Genomic DNA, 21,200 nt, shown 5'->3' on the forward strand with positions numbered 1-21,200 from the left:
CAGCGGCGCTGTCTCCACCCGAGACTCAGTGAAATTGAAATCGCTGTGAAGATGCAGCGTTCCCGTGGCAAGACGGAAAGACCCCGTGAACCTTTACTATAGCTTTACACTGAACGTTGAGTTCGTCTGTGTAGGATAGGTGGGAGGCTATGAAACCATGGCGCTAGCTGTGGCGGAGCCATCCTTGAAATACCACCCTGTCGTGCTTGACGTTCTAACCTGGGCCCATTATCTGGGTCGGGGACCGTGTATGGTGGGTAGTTTGACTGGGGCGGTCTCCTCCTAAAGAGTAACGGAGGAGCTCGAAGGTACGCTCAGCGCGGTCGGACATCGCGCACTGTGTGCAAAGGCATAAGCGTGCTTGACTGCAAGATCGACGGATCAAGCAGGTAGGAAACTAGGACTTAGTGATCCGGTGGTTCTGTATGGAAGGGCCATCGCTCAACGGATAAAAGGTACTCCGGGGATAACAGGCTGATACCGCCCAAGAGTTCATATCGACGGCGGTGTTTGGCACCTCGATGTCGGCTCATCACATCCTGGGGCTGTAGTCGGTCCCAAGGGTATGGCTGTTCGCCATTTAAAGTGGTACGCGAGCTGGGTTCAGAACGTCGTGAGACAGTTCGGTCCCTATCTGCCATGGGCGTTGGAGATTTGAGAGGGGCTGCTCCTAGTACGAGAGGACCGGAGTGGACGAACCTCTGGTGTTCCGGTTGTCACGCCAGTGGCATTGCCGGGTAGCTATGTTCGGAAGCGATAACCGCTGAAAGCATCTAAGCGGGAAGCGCGCCTCAAGATGAGATCTCCCGGGGCACAAGCCCCCTGAAGGAACCATGTAGACTACGTGGTTGATAGGTCAGGTGTGTAAGTACAGCAATGTATTGAGCTAACTGATACTAATGATCCGAGAGGCTTGACCATATAACCTCAAGTTGCCTTGGCTTTACGACAACGTCGTAAGAGCATCCAAGTGCACGCTACGTCACAAGAACTACGAGAGGCAGGCGCCTTATCCGGCTGTATCGGATGGCGACGCTCCAACCGCCTCCCTGGTGAAATTAGCGCTGTGGAACCACCCGATCCCATCCCGAACTCGGAAGTGAAACGCAGCTGCGCCGATGGTAGTGTGGCTCAAGCCATGCGAGAGTAGGTCATCGCCAGGGTTTACACCCAAAACCCCGCTGCTCACGCAGCGGGGTTTTTCTTTGTGCGCAGGAAATACCGGGTAATGCCGGCCACTGGCCGGCAGACGCGTTGATGAAACCGCTGCGAGCGGCGGCGCCAACCAAGGTTGGCGACTACCGATGGCAGAGGGATCAGCGGTAGATCCACGCATGCGTGGATGCTCTCCGCGAGGAACCAAGGCGCCAACCAAGGTTGGCAACTACCCACAGCAGGCCCGCGCCGCAATCGTTTGCCGAATAGATCCACGCCGCGCGTGGATGCTCTCCGCGAGAAACCACGGCGCCAACCAGGGCGGGCCGCTACCGGCGTGACCCATCACGCGCAACACGCAAAAAAACGGCGCCCCGCGGGCGCCGTCTTCATCGGGATCACCTGAAAAACGGGATCAGGCGACCAGAGCCTCCTCATGTGCTTCCTGCTGGCGGAACACCGAGACCGCCTCAGTCAGCGTCCCCGCCTGCGACTGCAGCTCACGTGCGGCAGCGGTGGCTTCTTCCACCAGCGCCGCGTTCTGCTGCGTGGCCTGATCCATCTGCACCACGGTCTGGTTGATCTGCTCGATACCGATCGACTGCTCCTGCGACGCTGCGGAAATCTCGCGCATCAGGTGGCTGACATCCTCCACGCCGCCAACAATGCCCTGCATGCGTTGGCCGGCGTCGGCCACCAGCTGGGCACCTTCGCCCACCTGCCGGCCCGCTTCGTCGATCAGCTTCTTGATCTCCTGTGCGGCCGCCGCCGAACGCTGTGCCAGCACGCGCACCTCGCTGGCCACCACGGCAAAGCCTCGGCCCTGCTCGCCGGCGCGTGCTGCCTCCACCGCTGCGTTCAACGCCAGGATATTGGTCTGGAAGGCAATGCCGTCGATGACGCCGGTGATGTCGCCGATCCGCTTCGAGGCACCTTCGATGGCTTGCATGGTATCGACCACCCGCTGCATGGCCGTGTTGCCGTCACTGGCAGCGCTCTGCGTGGAGGCGGCCAACGCACTGGCCTCACGCGCATGGGCGGCGTTCTGGCGAACGGTGGCGGTGAGTTCCTCCATCGATGCTGCAGTCTCCTGCAGGTGCGCGGCCTGGCGCTCACTGCGCTCGGACAATGCGCCGTTGCCGGCGGCAATCTCGCTGGCGGCGGTACTGATCGACGCCGCACATTCCTGGATGCGACCGACCATGCGTGCCAACTGCCCGGCCGTGGCATTGGCATCGCGCTGGATGGCAGCGAACGCGCCGTGATACTCCCCGCGCATGCGCCGGTCCAGATCGCCGTTGGCCAGTGCCGAGAGCATCCGCCGCACGTCGTTGACGGTGCTGCCGAGCGTATCGAGCAGCTGGTTGATGCCACCGGTCAGGCCATCGAGGAAGCTGGCACCTTCAGTGGCCTGCAGGCGCTGGTCGAGGTCACCGGCTGCTGCCGCTGCAACGATGCCGGCCACGGCGTTCTCCAGCGCGAGCTCATGGGTGCGGTCATGCCACTCCACGGCGAAGCCCAGGCGCACGCCCTGCGCGTCGAACACCGGGGTGACCACCTGCGCGAAGTGCACCGGGCCGATCTGCACCTTGCCGTTGTGCGTGACCTGCAGACCGTTGAGGATCGCGCGGATGCGGTCCGGGTTGGCGTGGAAACGATGGATGCTGCTGCCGACCAGGCGCTCGGCGTCGAAATCGGGGAAGGCCTGCCGCAACGTCGCCTGCTGGTTGCGCAGCAGTGCCACCACCGAGCGGTTCACGTAGCGGATCACATGGTCGTTGTCGGCGATCATCATCGCGGTGCGCGAGGCATCCAGCGCCTGGCGGATCTGCGCGTTCTCGGCATGCGACGCGGCCTCGCGTCCACGCTGGGCCTGCACGTGGCGCGCAGTGTCGGCCAGGGCGTGGGCCAGTGAACCCGGCGCATAGGCGCCGGTATCGGCATGCGCGCCAAGATCGGCACCGGTGGCGATATCGCGTGCCAGCGCAGCAAGCCGACGCGGGCCGTGACCAAGGGCCTCGGTCTGCTGCCGAAGGCGCAGTGCGACCTGGCCGAGGAACAGGGTCAGGGCCGCGAACATGCCGGCCTGCAGCAACGTTGGCCATAGCGCGGCATCACCCTGCAACGGTGCCAGCAGGGCGAGCGTACCGACGCCACCGGCCAGCCACACCGGAAGGCGATCGCGGTGCCCCAGCAGCACGCCCAGCAACAGCGCAATCGGCAATGCCGGTGACAGGCTGACGATCGCGCACACCACGGCCAGCTGCAGCGACAACAGCAACGCCAGGCCATTGCGGGCTACGGCCCGGCCCGCCTGCAGTCCGCCCAACCAGGCGGCTGGCAGCACGGCGACGGACGCCAACGCGGCGGCCTGCAGCTGCGGGCCACGCAGGGCCAGCACCAGGCCAGCCAGGGCCAGTACCGCGCTGCCGATCAGCAGGTGGCGGTCAGCGCGGCGGGCGAGCTGCTGCAGATGCGGCAGGCGGCCGGTATCGGGGGGACGGGAGGATGCAACGGACATCGGCGACTCCTGGATCAGCAAACGACAACGGCCACGCCGCGGCGCACGCAGGAGTGCGTGACCAGGGCGCGAGCCGGGAATTCGGGGAATGCGACGCGATCAGCGACGCGGAGACGGGACACCGTGACCACATCCTGTGGGTGGCGGTGCAATGGAGCGGGCATGCGGACTTCCTTGCAGAACCAGACACACGCCGCAGGCCCGACCGGACCTGCGTGCTGCGGACGCAGGGGCCCGCAACTGATGTATCGGCCGCAGACGCGCAGAGTGAAGCGCGTCGGTGCCTGCGCTCAGCCGCCGTTGTCGTTGTTGAAGAAGTGCAGGATCACATCTGCGATCTGTTCCGGATCTTCCATGTGCAGGTGATGGTTGCCGGGAAACACCGCCAGACGGCCATCGCGCAGGTGCTGCAGGCGATCGCTGCGCATTGGCTCGGGATAGTACGACTGTGCCGGCGTGGCATAGATCACCTGCGTCGGGCAGGCAATGGCCTGCAGCAGGTTGTCGATCTGGCCTTCGCTGAGGCGGATCGCAGTGGGCAGCATCAGGCGCGGGTCGCTGCACCAGCGGTAGCCGCCTTCGACCGGCTCCACGCCGCGCTCGACCAGCAGCCGTGCACAGCGTTCGCTGAGCTGGTTGGTCATCATCCGCGCGCGGATCGGCGCGGCGAGGTCGGGGAACACGCGCAACTGCTTGCGTGCCAGCCCACGCGTGGCATTTACGTGCTCGCGCAGGCGGTTGGCGGTTTCTTCTTCCGGGCCGCGCAGGCCGCCGAGTGCTTCGATCGCCACCAGCCGTTCGACCCGATCACTGACCGAGGCGGTGAGGCTGGCGATGCCGGCGCCCATCGAATGGCCGAGCAGGTTGAAGCGGTCCCAGCCCAGTGCATCAGCGACATCGAGCACGTGGCAGATCGCGGCGGCTGTGGTGTAGCTGGCACCGGCCGGCAGATGCGCGCTGTGGCCGTGACCGGGCAGGTCGATGGCCACCAGCTGCAGCGAGGACAGGTGCGACGCCAGCGGCACGAAGCTGGCCGCGTTGTCGAGCCAGCCATGCAGGGCGAGCACGCGCGGGCCGTCGCCGTGGTTGCGCAGGCCGGCGACGCGCGCGCCACCGACCTCCAGTTCAAACGGTTGCAGACTCATGCCAGCGAGGCCACGGCCAGCCGCGCCAGGGCGCGAGCGTGTTCCGGATCGGCGTTGAGGCACGGGATGTAGCGCATCGTCGCGCCGCGCTCGGCCAGCGTCTCGGTGAAGCCAAGCGCCACTTCCTCCAGCGTTTCCAGGCAATCGGTGGCAAAGCCCGGGCAGACCACGTCGATCTGCTTCACGCCGGATTCGGCCAGCGCCCACAGGCTGGGTTCGGCATAGGGCTGCAGCCAGCGCTCGCGGCCAAACCGCGACTGGTAACCCATCTGCCACTCGTCCCTGCCCAGTTCCAGTGCCTTGGCGATGGCCTGTGCACTGGCCTCGCAGCGCTGCGGATACGGATCGCCTGCATCGGCCAGGCGCTGCGGAATGCCATGGAAGGAGAACATCAGCTTCTGGCCGCGACCGTGCTGTTCCCAGTAGCGGCGGATCGAGCCGGCCACGGCCTCGACCCAGCCCGGATCGACCGAGTAGTCGCGCACCAGGCTGACGGTTACGCCCGGGTTACGGCGCTGCCACGCATCGACGCGGTCTTCGACCGAGGCGGTGGTGGTGGTGGAGTACTGCGGGTACAACGGCAGCACTACGATGCGACGCGCGCCTTCGGCGGCGAGGCGGTCGAGCTCGCTGGCCAGGGCGGGTTCGCCATAGCGCATCGCATGGCGAACCTTCAGGGTCGGCAGCAGGGCCTGCATGGCCTGCGCCAGCTGGCGCGTATGCACCATCAGCGGAGACCCTTCCGGTAGCCAGACCTGGGCGTACTTGGCCGCTGAACGGCTGCTGCGCAGCGGCAGGATCAGTCCGCGCAGCAGCGGCTGCCACAGCAGTGGCGGGATCGCGACCACGCGGCGGTCGGACAGGAATTCAGCCAGGTAACGGCGTACGGCGGGGGCCGTCGGCGTCTCGGGCGTGCCTAGGTTGACCGCCAGCACGGCGGTATCGGGTGCGTCGAGCATGGGGTGCATTGTCGCCGATCCGGTGTCGCGCCGGGATGCAGGGTTCGGATTGCAGGCATAGCGGGCATCTATGTGAGCGGGAAGCGCTCATTGGCGATTCATGACAACACTACTAATTTCAGTCACTTGCTATATCTTCCTATGGACTGACTTCTGGAGCCTGCCATGCGTCGCCCGATCCAAGCCCTGCTGATCGCCGCCAGCCTGCTGTCCAGCCAGGCCATGGCCGGACCGCAGGAAGACCAGCGTGCGCGCAATGCCGTGCGCGTGCTGGCTGAAATCCAGGAAATCCCTGAACAGGGCATTCCGGACAAATTGCTCGACGAAGGCCGCGCGGTCATCGTCATTCCCGACACGATCAAGGCCGGTCTGGTCATTGGCGGTCGTCGTGGCCACGGCCTGATGTCGGTGCGCATGCCCAATGGCGCCTGGTCCAATCCGGTGTTCGTGAAGCTCACTGGCGGCAGCATCGGCTTCCAGGCCGGTGTGCAGTCCTCCGATGTGGTGCTGGTGTTCCGCAACGACCGCAGCCTGGACAACCTGGTCAACGGCAAGTTCACGCTGGGCGCCGATGCCGGTGTCGCCGCCGGCCCGGTCGGCCGCAATGCCGCCGCTGCCACCGATGGCCAGCTGAAGGCCGAGATCTGGTCCTGGTCGCGCGCCCGCGGCCTGTTCGCCGGTGTCGCCCTGGATGGTGCGGTGCTGCAGATCGATGATGCCGCCAACTTGGATGCATACGGCAGCAACACCACGCCGCGCATGATCTTCGAAGGCCGCGCCGCCGGTTCGCCGTCGATGGATGTGGTCGCTTTCCGCGATCGCCTGGAAGAGGCCACCTACGCTGCGCGCAACAACCGCAGCGGCAACGGCGGCAGCGCCCCGCGTCCGGCAGCGGCCCCGGCGGTTGCTCCGGCGCCTGTTCAGGCAGCGCCGGCCGCCCCAGCCGAAGCCACCACCGCGCCGCTGCAGAACGTGCCGCAGAACCCGCCGCCGCAGCAGCAGGGCTTCCAGCCGGTCAACGACGGCGAAATCCGCACGGAAACGCTGGGCGGAAACTGACTTTCGTCACGCGCGCCGGCTAACACCCGGTGCGCTATGCTCGACAGCCTGATCACTAACGTAACGAGCGTCTTTATGGGCAGTTTCAGCATCTGGCATTGGTTGGTCGTGCTGGCCATCGTCCTGCTGGTGTTCGGCACCAAGCGCCTGACCAGCGGCGCCAAGGATCTCGGTTCGGCGGTCAAGGAATTCAAGAAGGGCATGCGCGACGAAGACAAGCCGAACGCGCAGCTGGGCGATGAGTCGCGCAGCCAGGACGCCTCGCGCACTGCGCAGGACGAGCACGACCGTAACGCTCGCTGATCCGGAGCGGTTGCGGTGTTCGATATCGGCTTCAGCGAACTGCTGGTGATTGCAGTGGTCGCCCTGGTGGTGCTCGGTCCCGAGCGCCTGCCCAAGGCGGCCCGCTTCGCCGGCCTGTGGGTGCGTCGCGCCCGCAATCAGTGGGATTCGGTGAAACAGGAACTGGAACGCGAGCTGCAGGCCGAGGACATCAAGCGGCAGATGCAGGACGTGCGCCAGGGCATGCAGGACACCGAGAACCAGCTGCGCGCCAGCGGTGAAGCGATCCGTCGCGAAGCGCAGGAGGCCCAGCAGCAGGGCGATACGCTGGCGCAGGAGGTTCGCGCACCGGCGCCTGCGGATCTGCCGCCGCATATGAGCGCTGCGCCCGATGCCGATGCGCCGGCACAGGAGAGCGGTGCTCCCGAGCCGACGCCGGCGACACGCCCTGAAGCCGGTGCGCCGCCGCCGCAGAGCAGCCCGGAGCGCCAGCCATGAGTGAACACGATTTCGGCGAAAGCTCGCTGGTCGAGCATCTGGTGGAACTGCGCGGCCGCCTGGTGCGCGCATTGCTGGGCCTGGGCGTGGTGCTGCTGGCGCTGCTGCCGTTTACCCAGAAGCTGTACAACGCACTGGCCGAACCGCTGGTCTCGCAGCTGCCCAACGGGCAGACGATGATTGCCACCAACCCGGCCGGTGCCTTCTTCGCACCGTTGAAGCTGACCTTCTTCGTGGCCCTGTTCGTGGCGGTGCCTTGGCTGCTGTACCAGCTGTGGGCGTTCGTTGCCCCGGGCCTGTATGCGCGTGAGAAGCGCCTGGCGGTGCCGCTGCTGGTGTCGTCGGTGCTGCTGTTCTACGCCGGCTGTGCCTTCGCCTACTTCCTGGTGCTGCCGGCGGTATTCCACTTCCTCACCACCTTCAGCCCGGACGTGATCGCGATCACCCCGGATGCGAACGCCTACCTGGACTTCGTGCTGGCGATCTTCTTCGCTTTCGGCGGCAGCTTCGAACTGCCGGTGGCGATGGTGATCCTGGTGCTGCTGGGCTGGGTGACGCCGCAGCAGTTCAAGGAAGGCCGCGGTTACGCGATCGTCGGCATCTTCGTGGTGGCGGCGGTGCTGACCCCGCCGGACGTGGTCTCGCAGCTGATGCTGGCGATCCCGATGTGCCTGCTGTACGAACTGGGCATCCACGCCGCACGCTGGCTGGTGCCGTCGTCGGTAGTGAAGAAACCCGCTGCCTGAAAAAAGGGGACGGAGGGGATTAAGTCGTTTGTGCCACTGTGCGGCTAACGACTTAATCCCCTCCGTCCCCTTTTTCGTCAGGCGTGGAACACGTCGCTCGAGGTCGGCGTGGTCGGAATCGGCGGCGCCGCGCGGCTGCCGCGGTGCACGAACATCTGCTTCCACGCGGCGTAGACCGCGCCGACATACAGCGGCATCAGCACCGTGGTCAGCACCAGCTGGGCGATGAAGGCCGCGGCCAGCGGGCCACCGATCAGCATCGCGATCTGGATCACGATCACGAACAGGATGTACATACAGAACGCGGCGATCAGGCCGAGTGCGGCGAACACGAACATCGCGCCGATGTTCTCGATGCAGCCCTGCAGGCTCAGGCGCAGCGCATGCATGCCGCTCTGCTTGTCAAACACCACCAGCGCCGGCTGGGTGAACATCGCCAGCGACAGCGCCACCGCGCTCAGGAACACCAGCAGCATCCACAGCGCGATGCGCTTGGCCGGCAGGTTGGCGACCAGCGCCGCTGCATCGTCCGGCTTGATCTGCTGGCCACTGCGGCTGATCTCTTCCATCTTGGTCATGACCTCGCTGAAGGCGGTGAAGCCCTCGCGACCGATCATCAGGAACAGCAGCGCGCCCAGCAGCAGTACCGCCAGCACCTGGATCGCCAGCGGCACCAGCAGGTGGCTGACGCGGTGGTCGCGGATCGGCTGCAGCAGGTGCGAGGCCAGGCCCGGGCGGCCTTCGTCGATCTCGCCCACGGCATACAGCATGCCGCCGAACATGATCGGCGAGATGGCCAGGGTCATCAGCTGTACGGCCATGCCGGCGGCGCCGGGAATCAGCGTCGACAGCAAGGTCACCACCCAGCTCACCAGCAGCCAGGTCAGGCCGATCCGGGCCAGCTGCAGCGGCGCGCGCCGGTACAGCGAGAACGTATCCAGCAACCACTGGGCGCCCGCCGAAGCCGGCAGCTTGCGAATCTCTTTCATGGACATCCGGGAAGGACAGGAGGGGGCCGGGCGGCTGCCCGTGCCGCCGATTATCCCTGTTTTGCCGCCGGCTGGGCTGAAGACAGCCGCGCCTGGCGGACGAAGCGGCGCAACAGCTGGCGCGCCAGCGGCGCGGCGCTGACCGCACGTTCGATGCTGCGGGCGCAGCCGCCGTGGCGACCGATGCAGTCGGCGCGGGCGCGCACGTAGCCGCGCATGTGGTGGGTGGCGAATTCCGGATGGAACTGCACGCCCCAGGCCTGGCGGCCCCAGCGGAAGGCATGGCAGCCGTCCAGCGGTGAAACTGCCAGCACTTCGGCGCCGTCGGGCGCGCGCAGCACGGTCTGCAGGTGGGTGGCATGAGCGGCGAAATGCTGCGGCAGGCCCTGGAACAGCGGGTCCTGCGCGGCCTGCGGCTGCAGCTCCAGCTCGATCGTGCCGGACTCACGGCCAGCCGGGTTGTAGGCGACCTCGCCACCCAGCGCGTGCGCCAGCAACTGGTGGCCGTAGCAGATGCCGAACACCGGCAGGTCGTCGTGGGCGGTCTGGCGCAGCCATGCGGCGCTGCGCTCACTCCATTCGGCGTGGTCGGTGACGAAGGCGGCCGAGCCGGTCACCAGCACGCCGGCGAACGCATGTGGGTCGGGCAGGGCGCCACCGTGTTCGACATCGACCACCACCGTTTCGTGTTCTTCCAGCCCGGCGGCGACCCGGATCCAGTGCGGAAAGCGCCCGTAGCGGCGCAGCGACGGTACCGGGCGGCCGGTTTCAAGGATCAGGAACGGGGCTGGGTTCATCCGGGGGCGGCAGGACTGACAGGACTTCCTCGATTGTAGTCAGCCCCTGCGCCACCTTTTCAAGCCCGGCCTGGCGCAGGGTTCGCAGCCCTTCAGCGCGTGCGGCACGGCTGAAACCGGCCAGATCCATGTCGGCACGGATCTGCCCGCGCAGCCGCGAGCCCAATGGCAGCAACTCATACAGCCCGATGCGGCCAAGGAATCCGGTGCGCCGGCACTCCAGGCAACCGACCGGCCGACAGGGCGTGGCGGCATCTGGATATGCAGCATGGCTATCAGCCAGCACCGCCCAGTCGGCGGCGCCGAGGCTGTGCGGCTGCTTGCAGTGCGGGCACAGCGTGCGCACCAGGCGCTGGGCGAGGATGCCGTTGAGGGTGCTGGCCAGCAGGTAGTGCGGCACGCCCAGGTCGAGCAGGCGGGTGACCGCCGAGGGCGCGTCGTTGGTATGCAGGGTGGACAGCACCAGATGGCCGGTCAGCGAGGCCTGCACCGCCATCTGCGCCGTTTCCAGGTCGCGGATCTCGCCGATCATGATGATGTCCGGGTCCTGCCGCAGGAGGGTGCGCACGCCGCTGGCGAAGTCCAGATCGATGTTGGTCTGCACCTGCATCTGGTTGAATTCGGGCGCGATCATCTCGATCGGGTCCTCTACTGTGCAGACGTTCACGTCCGGCGTCGCCAGCCGCTTCAGCGTGGAATACAGGGTGGTGGTCTTGCCCGAGCCGGTCGGGCCGGTCACCAGCACGATGCCGTGCGGGCGCTCGACCAGCGCATTCCAGCCGGCGGCCTCCTGCGGGCTGAAACCGAGCTGGTCGATGCTCTTGAAGGCGGCATCGGGGTCGAAGATGCGCATCACGCACTTCTCGCCGAAGGCGGTGGGCATGGTCGACAGGCGCATCTCGACCTCGCGGCCGCCCGGCGAGCGGGTCTTGATGCGGCCGTCCTGCGGGCGCCGGCGCTCGGCCAGGTCCATGCGGCCGAGCACCTTGATGCGGCTGACCACGGCGGTCATCACTGCCGGCGGTACCTCGAACACCTTGTGCAGCACGCCGTCGATGCGGAAGCGCATGCGCCCCATCTCGCGGCGTGGCTCCAGGTGGATGTCCGAGGCGCGCTGTTCGTAGGCGTACTGCAGCAGCCAGTCGACGATGTGCACGATGTGCTGGTCGTCGGCATTGACGTCGCCGGTGCGGCCCAGCTCCACCAGCTGCTCGAAGCTGGGCAGGGTGGTGTTGGCCTCGCCGCGCACGTCGCCACGGGCGCCGCGCACCGAGCGGGTCACCCCGTAGAACTCCATGGTGTAGCGGTGCAGGTCCAGCGGATTGACCACCGCCAGTTCGATGCGGCGGCGGGTCAGGTGCTGCAGGTCGCGGCGCCATTCCTGCACCAGCGGCTCGCTGGTGGCCACCAGCACGCGCTCGGCATCCACCGCCAACGGCAGGAAACGGTGGCGGCGCGCGTAGGCGTGCGACACCAGCGCGGTCACCGCAGCGACGTCGACCCGGGTTGGATCGATGCGCAGGTAGCGGCTGCCGGTGCGCTGCGCCAGCCACTCGGTGAGGCGTTCCAGGGTCAGTTCGCCGCCGCCGGTGGCGGCCAGCTTGAGGTTGGACAGCAGTACCAGCGGGTGCACTTCGCTGGCGTTGCGCGCGCCCTGTGCGGAAAACCGCATGCGCTCGCGGTCCTGCTCGGCCACCAGGTCATCGGCAATTAGGGCTGCGGCAATCTGCTCGAAATGCAGCCGCCCCCAGGGCAGCGTGACGCCGCCCGCCTCGCCGGGCGTGCCTGCCGGCAGCCGATGTTCCATCTGCCTGCTCCTCCCGGGTACGGAATGCCCCGCAGGTCGGCCGTTATACTAGCGCACCCCCTTGCCGGCCAAGACTCGTACGCATGTCCGCGACCCCGACCGTTCCGATCACCTTCCAGGGCCTGATCCAGACCCTGAACCAGTTCTGGGCCCAGCAGGGCTGCGTGCTCATCCAGCCGCTCGACCTGGAGGTGGGTGCCGGTACCTTCCACCCGGCCACCTTCCTGCGTGCGATCGGGCCGGAAAGCTGGAACGCGGCTTACGTGCAGCCGTCGCGCCGCCCGACCGATGGCCGCTACGGCGAGAACCCGAACCGCCTGCAGCGCTACTACCAGTACCAGGTGGCGATGAAGCCGGCGCCGGACAACATCCAGCAGCTGTACCTGGATTCGCTGAAGGCACTGGGCATCGATCCGCTGGTGCACGACCTGCGCTTCGTCGAGGACAACTGGGAATCGCCGACGCTGGGTGCCTGGGGCTTGGGCTGGGAAGTCTGGCTCAACGGCATGGAGGTGACCCAGTTCACCTACTTCCAGCAGGCCGGTGGCCTGGAGTGCCGCCCGGTGCTGGGCGAGATCACCTACGGTCTCGAGCGCCTGTGCATGTACCTGCAGAACTGCGACAACGTCTACGACCTGGTCTGGACCTACGGCCCGGACGGCCAGCCGGTGACCTACGGCGACGTCTACCACCAGAACGAGGTGGAGCAGAGCACCTACAACTTCGAATACGCCGACGTGGAAGAACTGTTCCACCGCTTCGACGCCTGCGAGCGCGAAGCGCAGAAGCTGGTGGAAGTGAACCTGCCGCTGCCGGCCTATGAGCAGGTGATGAAGGCCAGCCATACCTTCAACCTGCTCGATGCACGCCGTGCGATCAGCGTGACCGAGCGCCAGCGCTACATCCTGCGCGTGCGCGCGCTGGCCCAGGCGGTGGCCAAGGCGTACTACGAGCAGCGCGAGAAGCTGGGCTTCCCGGGCGCGAAGAAGGCCTGACGGCCGCTCCCTCCCTCTCTCAACTTCCGGGGCGCCGGACGCGTTGCGCGCTGCGCCCCCACCACAGGATCGAACCGATGAGCCAATTGTCCCCCCTGCTGATCGAACTGGGCACCGAGGAGTTGCCGGTCAAGGCGCTGCCGGGCCTGGCCCAGGCGTTCTTCGACGGTGTTGTCGAAGGCCTGCGCAAGCGCGGCGTCGCGCTGGAACTGGGCGATGCACGCCCGCTGTCGACCCCGCGCCGACTGGCCGTGCTGCTGCCGGGCGTCGGCCTGGAACAGCCGGAGCAGCACAGCGAAGTGCTGGGCCCATACCTGAACATCGCGCTGGACGCCGAAGGCCAGCCGACCAAGGCCCTGCAGGGCTTCGCCGCCAAGGCCGGGATCGACTGGACCGCGCTGGAGAAGACCACCGACAACAAGGGTGAGCGCTTCGTGCACCGCGCTGTGACCCCGGGCGCGAGCACTGCCAGCCTGCTGCCGGAGATTCTGCGCGAGGCAATCGCGGCAATGCCGATTCCCAAGCCGATGCGCTGGGGCGACCACGCCTGGGGCTTCGCGCGCCCGGCGCACTGGCTGGTACTGCTGCACGGCGCCAACGTGGTCGAGGCCGAACTGTTCGGCCTGCAGGCCGGCCGCGTCAGCCGTGGCCACCGCTTCCACCACGACCAGACCGTGTCGCTGGCGCAGCCGCAGGACTACGTTGAAGCCCTGCGCGCTGCGTTCGTGCTGGTCGATCCGAGCGAGCGCCGTGCGCGCATCGTCGCCGAGGGCGAGGCCGCTGCGGCCAAGGCCGGTGGCAGCGCCCGCATCACCGACGACAACCTGGAGCAGGTGGTGAACCTGGTCGAGTGGCCGTCGGCGGTGCTGTGCAGCTTCGAGCGCGCGTTCCTGGCGGTGCCGCAGGAAGCGCTGATCGAGACGATGGAGATCAACCAGAAGTTCTTCCCGGTGCTGGATGACAGCGGCACGCTGACCGAGAAGTTCATCGGCATCGCCAACATCGAATCGAAGGACGTGGCCGAAGTGGCCAAGGGCTACGAGCGCGTGATCCGTCCGCGTTTCGCCGATGCCAAGTTCTTCTTCGACGAGGACCTGAAGCAGGGCCTGGTATCGATGGGCGACGGCCTGAAGACGGTGACCTACCAGGCCAAGCTGGGCAGCGTGGCCGACAAGGTGGCGCGCGTGGCCGCTCTGGCCGAAGTGATCGCGCCGCAGGTCGGTGCCGACGCCGCGCAGGCCAAGCGCGCCGCGCAGCTGGCCAAGAACGACCTGCAGTCGCGCATGGTCAACGAATTCCCGGAACTGCAGGGCATCGCCGGCCGCCACTACGCCGTGGCCGGCGGTGAATCGGCCGAGGTGGCGCTGGCCATCGACGAGGCCTACCAGCCGCGCTTCGGCGGTGACGACATCGCGCTGTCGCCGCTGGGCAAGGTGCTGGCGATTGCTGAACGCGTGGACACCCTGGCCGGTGGTTTCGCCGCAGGCCTGAAGCCGACCGGTAACAAGGACCCGTTCGCCCTGCGCCGCAACGCGCTGGGCCTGGCCCGCACGATCATCGAAAGCGGCTTCGAGCTGGACCTCAAGGCCCTGCTTGCAGAAGCTCTCGAATCCGTCCATCGTCAGGGCGAGGCGCGCGCTGTTGAAAGCACGGTCCAGAAGATGAAGCGGCTGGATGCATCGGGAATCGATACGAAATCTGCCAAAGTTGAGTTTCTGAACGTTGATGTAGAAGGCGTTGGACGGGAGCTGTACGACTTCATCCTCGACCGCCTGAAGGGCTACTACACTGATAAGGGCGTGCCGGCCACGCACTTCAACGCCGTGGCCGAGCTGAAGCCCGCCTCGCTGTATGACTTTGACCGCCGCCTGGATGCGATCGGCACCTTCGCCGCGTTGCCGGAAGCCGAGGCGCTGGCTGCGGCCAACAAGCGCATCCGCAACATCCTGCGCAAGGCCGAGGGCGACATCCCGGCCCAGATCGACCCGGCGCTGCTGCAGGAAGACGCCGAGCGCGCACTGGCTGAAGCGGTCACTGCGGCCATTGATGACACCGGCGCCAGCCTGCACCAGAAGGATTACGTGGCCGTGCTGGCGCGCTTGGCGCGCCTGCGCCCGCAGGTCGATGCCTTCTTCGATGGCGTGATGGTCAATGCCGAGGATCCGGCGCTGCGTGGCAACCGCCTGGCGCTGCTGACGATGCTGGGCGAGCGCCTGGGCAAGGTGGCAGCGATCGAGCATCTGTCGAGCTGAGATGCGGTGCCAAGCAAGCTTGGCACCCACCGGTAGTGCCGGTGGATGTCCATCGGGGTCATTGCCGGCATCGCGCACGATGCCGGCATCCTCGGCTGCGATCACGACGATCGCCACAAAGGCGCGTATTTTGACCGCCACTTAACAACCGATCCCCAATGACGTGATGCATTTCGCATCGTCACCTTCGGTCGGTATGCTGTGCCGCATGCAGCCAAAGAAATACGCCCTGCCGCTGATGGTCCTGTCGCTGGCCGCCACCTCTGTGGTCCACGCGCGCGGCACCATCGACAAGGTGGACATCAAGGGATTGGACAAGGGCGACGACGCCGCAATCATCGAGAACATCCAGGAATCGCTGTCGCTGTACGACACGATCGGCAAGGAACAGGGCGAATCGCGCCTGGAGTACCTGCTGTCGCAGGCCGAGCGGCAGACCCGCCAGGCACTGGAACCGTTCGGGTACTACAACCCGGTGATCAAGGTCGAGGCGCCGCGCGAGGACGAGCACGTGCGCGTGCTGATCCATGTCGACAAGGGCACCCCGGTGACCGTCCGCCGCGAGCACATCGACATCACCGGACCGGCGATGTACGACCAGTACCTGCAGGACGACCTGGCCGCGTTCAAGCCGCGCAAGGGCCAGCGTTTCGAGCACACGCAGTACGAAGCCAGCAAGATCACCATCACCCGTCGCCTGGCCGAGCGTGGTTATTTCGATGCCGACTACACCCAGCGCCAGGTGCAGATCACCCGTGCCGACAACGCCGCCGACATCGACCTGACCTGGGACAGCGGCCGGCGCTACAACATGGGCCCGGTGCGTTTCGAGCAGGACTACTTCGTCGACAAGCTGTTCGACCCGCTGGTGTACTGGGAACAGGGCAGCTACTTCCACGAGGGCAAGCTGGACCGGCTGCGCGAGTCGCTGACCAAGCTGGATTATTTCAGCGTGATCGACATCCAGCCGCGGCCCGACCAGGCCGATGCGAACGGCGAAGTGCCGGTGGATGTGAAGCTGACCCGTGCCAAGCGCACCATCTATACCGCGGGTCTGAGCTACGGCAGCGAGAGTGGTCCGGGTGTGCGCGGCGGCATCGAGCGGCGGTTCCTGAACAACCGCGGCCACAAGATGAACACGCAGCTGGACTATGCGCAGAAGCGCAAGAGCCTGGTCACCAGCTACCGCATTCCGGCCTTCAACTGGCTTGATGGCTGGTACACCTTCGCTGCCAGTGCTTATGACGAGCAGACCGACTACATCGACCTGCGCAACTTCAAGCTGATTGCCAGCCGCAGCGGCGAGATCAACGAACACTGGACCGCGATCGCCTCGATCAACGCGCTGCGCGAGCGCTGGCGCTATGCCTCCGGCACCGAATTCACCGACGCGGTCTACAACACCTCGACGTTGGTCTACCCGCAGCTGGTCGCTGACTACGTCAACGTCGATGACGAACTGTTCCCGCGCAAGGGCATCAGCGGTACCGCGACCATGCGTGCCGGCGTTGAAGGTGCCGGCTCGGACACCAGCTTCGTGCAGGCCAACGCCGTGCTGCGCTGGTACATCCCGGTGGGCGAAAGCAACCGCCTGATCCTGCGCGGCGAGGGTGGCACCACCTGGACCAGCGATCTGGTGGCGATGCCGCCGAGCCTGCGCTACTTCGCCGGTGGTGACCGCAGCATCCGCGGCTATGCCTACCGCGAGGTGGGCCCGCGGACCCCTGCACCGGACAAATACGCGCTGGGTGCCAAGAACCTGGTGATCGGCTCGGCCGAGTACGAGCACTACTTCAATGGTGGTCCCTGGGGTGCGGCGGTGTTCGTCGATACCGGCAGCGCCTTCGACAACACCATTGATCTGCACACCGGCGTCGGCTTCGGCGTGCGCTGGAAATCGCCGGTGGGCCCGGTGCGCATCGACGTGGCGCATGGCCTGAACAACCCCGATTCGCAGTTCCAGCTGTACCTCAACATCGGAGCGGACCTGTGAGTACGCCCGCACCCACTCCGAACCCGACCACGCCGCCGCGCGTGCGCTTCTACCGCCGCCGCCGCTTCTGGGCCTGGTCGGGTGTGGGCGTGCTGGGCCTGGTGCTGCTGGCCCTGCTGGCGGTCTACTGGCTGCTGCAGACCGTGGCCGGCCGTGACGTGCTGCTGGCACAGGTGGTGGCGCGGCTGCCGGTGGGCGCCAGCTTCACCTGGGACAAGGTGGACGGCCCGGTGGCCGGCCCGCTGACCCTGTACAACGTCGACTTCCGCTACGACGACATCCATTTCCACGCCGAGCGCGCGCACCTGGAGCCGGACCTGCGCCCGCTGCTGGGCCGCAAGCTGCTGCTGGACAAGCTGGAGCTGACCAACGCGACGCTGAACCTGGCCAAGAGTGACGAGCCGTTCAAGCTGCCGTCGTGGCCGGATTCGCTGCCGCAGATCGAGATGCCGTTGGCGATCCAGGCCGATGCCATCGCCATCGATGACTTCCGCATCAGCCAGGCCAACGAGCCGGTGATCGACATCAGCCGCGTGCGTGGCGGCATCGAGATCGCCAACGGCGAGTTCCAGGCGCACAAACTGGTGGTGGACAGCGACATGGGCAACTTCACTGCCCAGGGCCGCTATATCCCGGCCAAGGACTACGACACCGACGTGACCGTCACTGCCGTGCTGCCGGCGCCGCGTGGCCGCACGGCCGCCACCGTCGGCCTGGTCGCCCGTGGCGACCTGTCGCACATGGAAGTGGCCGTAGCCGGGCGCGCGCCGAAGCCGCTGCACGCGATGCTGGTGTTCGATGGCCGCACCGATCCGAGCTGGAGCGCCAGCATCCGCAGCGACGAGCTGGATCTGGCGCTGCTGTCGCCGGCACTGGCCAGCTCGGCGATCGCACCGCTGGCACTGGATTTCACCGCGGCCGGCAAGGGCGGCAACGCCAACCTGCATGGCAAGGTGAAGCAGGGCGATCAGGAACTGGAGCTGGCACCGTCGGTGGTGTCGCTGCAGGACCAGGTGCTGAAGGTTTCACCACTGCTGGTGAAGGGGCTTGGCGGTGAGGTGCGACTGGAAGGTACCGCCGATTTCAGCCAGGAAGACCAGCAGAAGCTCAACTTCTCGGTGGTCGCCCATGATCTGACCTACGTGCCAGCGGCGGACCCGAACACCGCCGGCAGCGCACCGGTGCCGGTCACCTTGAAGGAAGCACGCTTCGGCCTGGCCGGAACCCTGAAGGCCTGGGCCGCGATCGGCCGCGCCGAGGTCGAGCGCGATGCGCAGAAGGCGCAGCTGCACTTCGATGTGCGCGGCAACGATCAGGCCGCGTCGATCCATCAACTGCAGGCACAGACCCCGGGTGGCCAGCTGCAGGTGGAAGGCCAGGTGGCGTGGGCACCGCAGCTGGACTGGGATGCCAAGGCCACGCTGAAGGATTTCGACCCCGGCTATTTCGTGCCGGGCTGGAATGGCCGCCTGTCCGGCAACCTGGCCTCCAAGGGCCGCCAGCTGCCGCCGCCGGCAAACGCACCGCCGGGTACCGCCGGCACGCTGGAAGCCACGGTCGATCTGCCGTCGTTGAAGGGCGTGCTGCGCCAGCGCAACCTCGACGCGCAGGGCAAGTTCGCGCTGCAGGGCGCGCAGGGCCAGGGTGACCTGAAGCTGTCGCTGGGCAGCAGCCGGGTGACCGCGTCGGGCAAGGTCGGTGATCGCCTCGACATCGATGCACGCTTCGAGCCACTGCAGCTGAGCGATCTGCTGCCGGGCGCCGACGGCGGCCTGCGTGGCCAGGTACAGGTGAAGGGCCAGCGCGATGCGCCGGACATCACCGCCGATCTGGTCGGCAACAACCTCAACTGGGACGGCTACGGTGCCGAGAGCGTGAGCATCAAGGGCCATCTGCCTTGGCGCGGCGACAGCGGCACGCTGGCGATCCAGGGCCAGCAGGTCAATGTCGGCATGCTGCTGGAACGCTTGAACGTGGATGCGCAGGGCAGTGTCTCCAACCTGCGCCTGGCGGCGCAGACCCGCAACGAGATGGGCGCGATCGAGCTGCAGGGCAGCGTCCGCCAGCAGGGCGCGCAGTGGCGTGGCGAGCTGGCCGCGCTGCGCATCGCACCGGTGAAGGGCGATGCCTGGTCGCTGCGTGCACCGGCGGCGTTCGCGATCAACGGCAGCACCTACACCTTGGGCGAGGCCTGCCTGGGCGCGACCAGCAGCGGCACACTGTGCGCACAGGCCAACTGGCCGCGCGAGGGCCTGGTGGTGCGCAGTGACGCGCTGCCGCTGGCGCTGGTGCAGCCGTGGTTGCCACCGCAGTCCGGCCGTCGCATCTACCTGCGTGGCGATGTCAGCCTGGACGCGCAGATCCGCCCGCGCGGCACGGCCTGGGAAGGCCACGTCGAAGTACGCTCGAAGGAAGGCGGCGTGCGCCTGGGCGAGAACCGCAACACCGTGGGCGATACCACCCGTGGCGAGCTGGTGCGCTATGACCAGTTCTCGCTGAAGCTGGACATGACCCCGGCCAGCATCAAGGGCTACCTGGGCATGGGCTTCCAGGGCAACGGCTTCGTCGATGCGAAGATGCAGACCGGATGGGAAGCCAGCGCGCCGTTGAACGGCGAGCTCTATCTCAACATGTCGCGGCTGTACTGGCTGGAGCTGTTCTCGCCGGACATCGTGCGACCGACCGGCCTGATCGAGGGCCACGTCAGCCTGCGTGGTACGCGTGGCCAGCCGTCGCTGGGTGGCGACGCGCAGCTGAGCAACTTCAAGGGTGAATTCCCCGCGTTGGGCCTGACCTTCGACCAGGGCAAGGGCAGCTTCGTGGCGCAGCCCGACGGTTCGGCCAAGATCACCGCGCAGGCCAACTCTGGTCAGGGCACGCTGTACGTGGATGGTGGCCTGTCCTGGTTTGGCGATGCACAGCCGCTGCAGTTGAAGATCCACGGCGAAAACGTGCTGCTGTCCAACACCAGCGAGCTGCGCATCGTCGCCAATCCCAACCTCGACTTCACCCTGGCCAAGGCGGCGATGGAGCTGCGTGGCACCGTGCACGTGCCCGAGGCCGACATCGATCTCGAACGCCTGGACCGTGGCACCTCGGTGTCCGAAGACGTGGTGGTGCTGGACCCGGCCGACCCGGAGGAGTCGCGCACCTCGCCGCTGGACATGGACCTGACCGTCAGCCTTGGCGACAAGGTGAAGATGACCGGCTTCGGCCTGAAGGGTGCGCTGACCGGCAAGATGCAGGTCTGGGCCAAGCCTGGCCGCGAAATGACCGCCAATGGCGGGCTGGAAGTCAGTGGCCGCTACAAGGCGTACGGTCAGGACCTGACCATCACCCGTGGCAACCTCACCTGGAACTACAACGCGGTGTCCGACCCGCGCATCAACATCCGTGCCGAGCGCCGGATCGGTGATGTCACCGCCGGCATCGACGTGACCGGGCGTGCGCAGCAACCGCGTGCGGACGTGTGGTCCGATCCGGCGATGTCGCAGTCCGAAGCACTGGCCTACCTGGTGCTGGGCCGCAGCCTGACCGGTGCCAGCAGCGACCAGACCCAGCAGGTCAACGCGGCTTCCGCGGCGCTCTCGGCCGGCAGCGGCCTGCTGGCTTCGCAGCTGGGCGCCAAGCTGGGCCTGGACGACGCCGGTGTGAGCCAGTCGCGCGCGCTGGGCGGCTCGGTGATCGGTGTCGGCAAGTACATCTCGCCCAAGCTGTACGTCGGCTACGGCGTGTCGCTGGTCGGTGCCGGTTCGGTGATCACGCTGAAGTACCTGCTGCGTCGCGGGTTCGACGTGGAAGTGGAATCGAGCACGGTGGAAAACCGTGGGTCGATCAACTGGCGGCGGGAGAAGTAGAGCCACGCGGGATTTCTGTAGAGCCGAGCCATGCTCGGCTCACGCGCGCAGCGCGGACTGACGGAAGAGCAGCCGAGCATTGGCTCGGCTCTACCTGACAGGCCCCCAACCATCGGCCGTTGCCCCATCCGGCCCCAGCGGCTAT

General features: G+C 66.7%; 14 protein-coding genes and 2 rRNA genes (1 of these 16 cut by a window edge). 10 read left to right on the forward strand and 6 right to left on the reverse strand.

Features of this window, described 5'->3' with window-relative positions; translation table 11 throughout:
• A 23S ribosomal RNA gene (locus AC13FN_RS03495) occupies positions 1-921 on the forward strand (it extends 1,958 nt beyond the left edge of the window).
• Between the two features lie 127 nt (positions 922-1,048).
• Positions 1,049-1,163 (forward strand): 5S ribosomal RNA (gene rrf, locus AC13FN_RS03500).
• Between the two features lie 407 nt (positions 1,164-1,570).
• Here rrf and AC13FN_RS03505 read toward each other — a convergent pair.
• From AC13FN_RS03505 to hemH, 3 genes are all read right to left on the reverse strand, one after another.
• On the reverse strand, positions 1,571-3,676 hold the full coding sequence (locus AC13FN_RS03505; protein WP_281056244.1) for a methyl-accepting chemotaxis protein: 2,106 nt from the start codon (positions 3,674-3,676) through the stop codon (positions 1,571-1,573).
• Between the two features lie 290 nt (positions 3,677-3,966).
• Positions 3,967-4,821, reverse strand: a complete 855-nt coding sequence (locus tag AC13FN_RS03510; protein WP_049436057.1) for an alpha/beta fold hydrolase — start codon at positions 4,819-4,821, stop codon at positions 3,967-3,969.
• A complete protein-coding gene (gene hemH / locus AC13FN_RS03515; RefSeq protein ID WP_482984601.1) occupies positions 4,818-5,780 on the reverse strand; it encodes a ferrochelatase in 963 nt (320 codons plus the stop codon). Before hemH ends, AC13FN_RS03510 begins: the two co-directional genes overlap by 4 nt.
• 165 nt (positions 5,781-5,945) lie before the next feature.
• On the opposite strand from hemH, the gene AC13FN_RS03520 reads away from it, so the two are divergent.
• The 4 genes from AC13FN_RS03520 to tatC all read left to right on the forward strand — a co-directional run bounded on the left by AC13FN_RS03520 (position 5,946) and on the right by tatC (position 8,365).
• On the forward strand, positions 5,946-6,839 hold the full coding sequence (locus AC13FN_RS03520) for a lipid-binding SYLF domain-containing protein (RefSeq protein WP_010482416.1): 894 nt from the start codon (positions 5,946-5,948) through the stop codon (positions 6,837-6,839).
• Between the two features lie 75 nt (positions 6,840-6,914).
• On the forward strand, positions 6,915-7,142 hold the full coding sequence (tatA, locus tag AC13FN_RS03525) for a Sec-independent protein translocase subunit TatA (RefSeq protein ID WP_005420453.1): 228 nt from the start codon (positions 6,915-6,917) through the stop codon (positions 7,140-7,142).
• A gap of 15 nt (positions 7,143-7,157) precedes the next feature.
• Positions 7,158-7,619: a Sec-independent protein translocase protein TatB gene (gene tatB / locus AC13FN_RS03530; protein ID WP_049436055.1), complete on the forward strand. Its 462-nt coding sequence runs from the start codon at positions 7,158-7,160 to the stop codon at positions 7,617-7,619.
• Entirely contained in the window at positions 7,616-8,365 is a 750-nt protein-coding gene (gene tatC, locus AC13FN_RS03535; RefSeq protein WP_126928201.1) for a twin-arginine translocase subunit TatC, read from the forward strand. The genes tatB and tatC overlap by 4 nt, the downstream gene beginning before the upstream one ends.
• A gap of 77 nt (positions 8,366-8,442) precedes the next feature.
• Here tatC and AC13FN_RS03540 read toward each other — a convergent pair whose 3' ends face one another.
• Genes AC13FN_RS03540 through AC13FN_RS03550 form a run of 3 tightly spaced genes read right to left on the reverse strand, consistent with a single transcriptional unit; the run spans position 8,443 to position 11,958 of the window.
• A complete protein-coding gene (locus AC13FN_RS03540; protein WP_010482409.1) occupies positions 8,443-9,354 on the reverse strand; it encodes a BPSS1780 family membrane protein in 912 nt (303 codons plus the stop codon).
• A gap of 50 nt (positions 9,355-9,404) precedes the next feature.
• The gene (locus tag AC13FN_RS03545) at positions 9,405-10,151 is read right to left on the reverse strand and encodes a glutamine amidotransferase (RefSeq protein WP_049436050.1); all 747 of its coding nucleotides are present in this window, start codon (positions 10,149-10,151) and stop codon (positions 9,405-9,407) included.
• On the reverse strand, positions 10,123-11,958 hold the full coding sequence (locus AC13FN_RS03550) for a GspE/PulE family protein (protein ID WP_197645998.1): 1,836 nt from the start codon (positions 11,956-11,958) through the stop codon (positions 10,123-10,125). Before AC13FN_RS03550 ends, AC13FN_RS03545 begins: the two co-directional genes overlap by 29 nt.
• A gap of 83 nt (positions 11,959-12,041) precedes the next feature.
• Between AC13FN_RS03550 and glyQ the strand changes: the two genes are divergently transcribed.
• From glyQ to AC13FN_RS03570, 4 genes are all read left to right on the forward strand, one after another.
• On the forward strand, positions 12,042-12,953 hold the full coding sequence (glyQ, locus tag AC13FN_RS03555; protein ID WP_019337946.1) for a glycine--tRNA ligase subunit alpha: 912 nt from the start codon (positions 12,042-12,044) through the stop codon (positions 12,951-12,953).
• Between the two features lie 77 nt (positions 12,954-13,030).
• Complete coding sequence (glyS, locus tag AC13FN_RS03560; protein ID WP_049436046.1) at positions 13,031-15,205, forward strand: glycine--tRNA ligase subunit beta; 2,175 nt, start codon at positions 13,031-13,033, stop codon at positions 15,203-15,205.
• Positions 15,206-15,401: 196 nt separating this feature from the next.
• Positions 15,402-17,198, forward strand: a complete 1,797-nt coding sequence (locus AC13FN_RS03565; protein ID WP_100051537.1) for a BamA/TamA family outer membrane protein — start codon at positions 15,402-15,404, stop codon at positions 17,196-17,198.
• Positions 17,195-21,055, forward strand: a complete 3,861-nt coding sequence (locus AC13FN_RS03570) for a translocation/assembly module TamB domain-containing protein (RefSeq protein WP_482984523.1) — start codon at positions 17,195-17,197, stop codon at positions 21,053-21,055. The genes AC13FN_RS03565 and AC13FN_RS03570 overlap by 4 nt, the downstream gene beginning before the upstream one ends.
• Positions 21,056-21,200: the final 145 nt, after the last annotated feature.

It is taken from the genome of Stenotrophomonas sp. 115C5, from assembly GCF_056861055.1.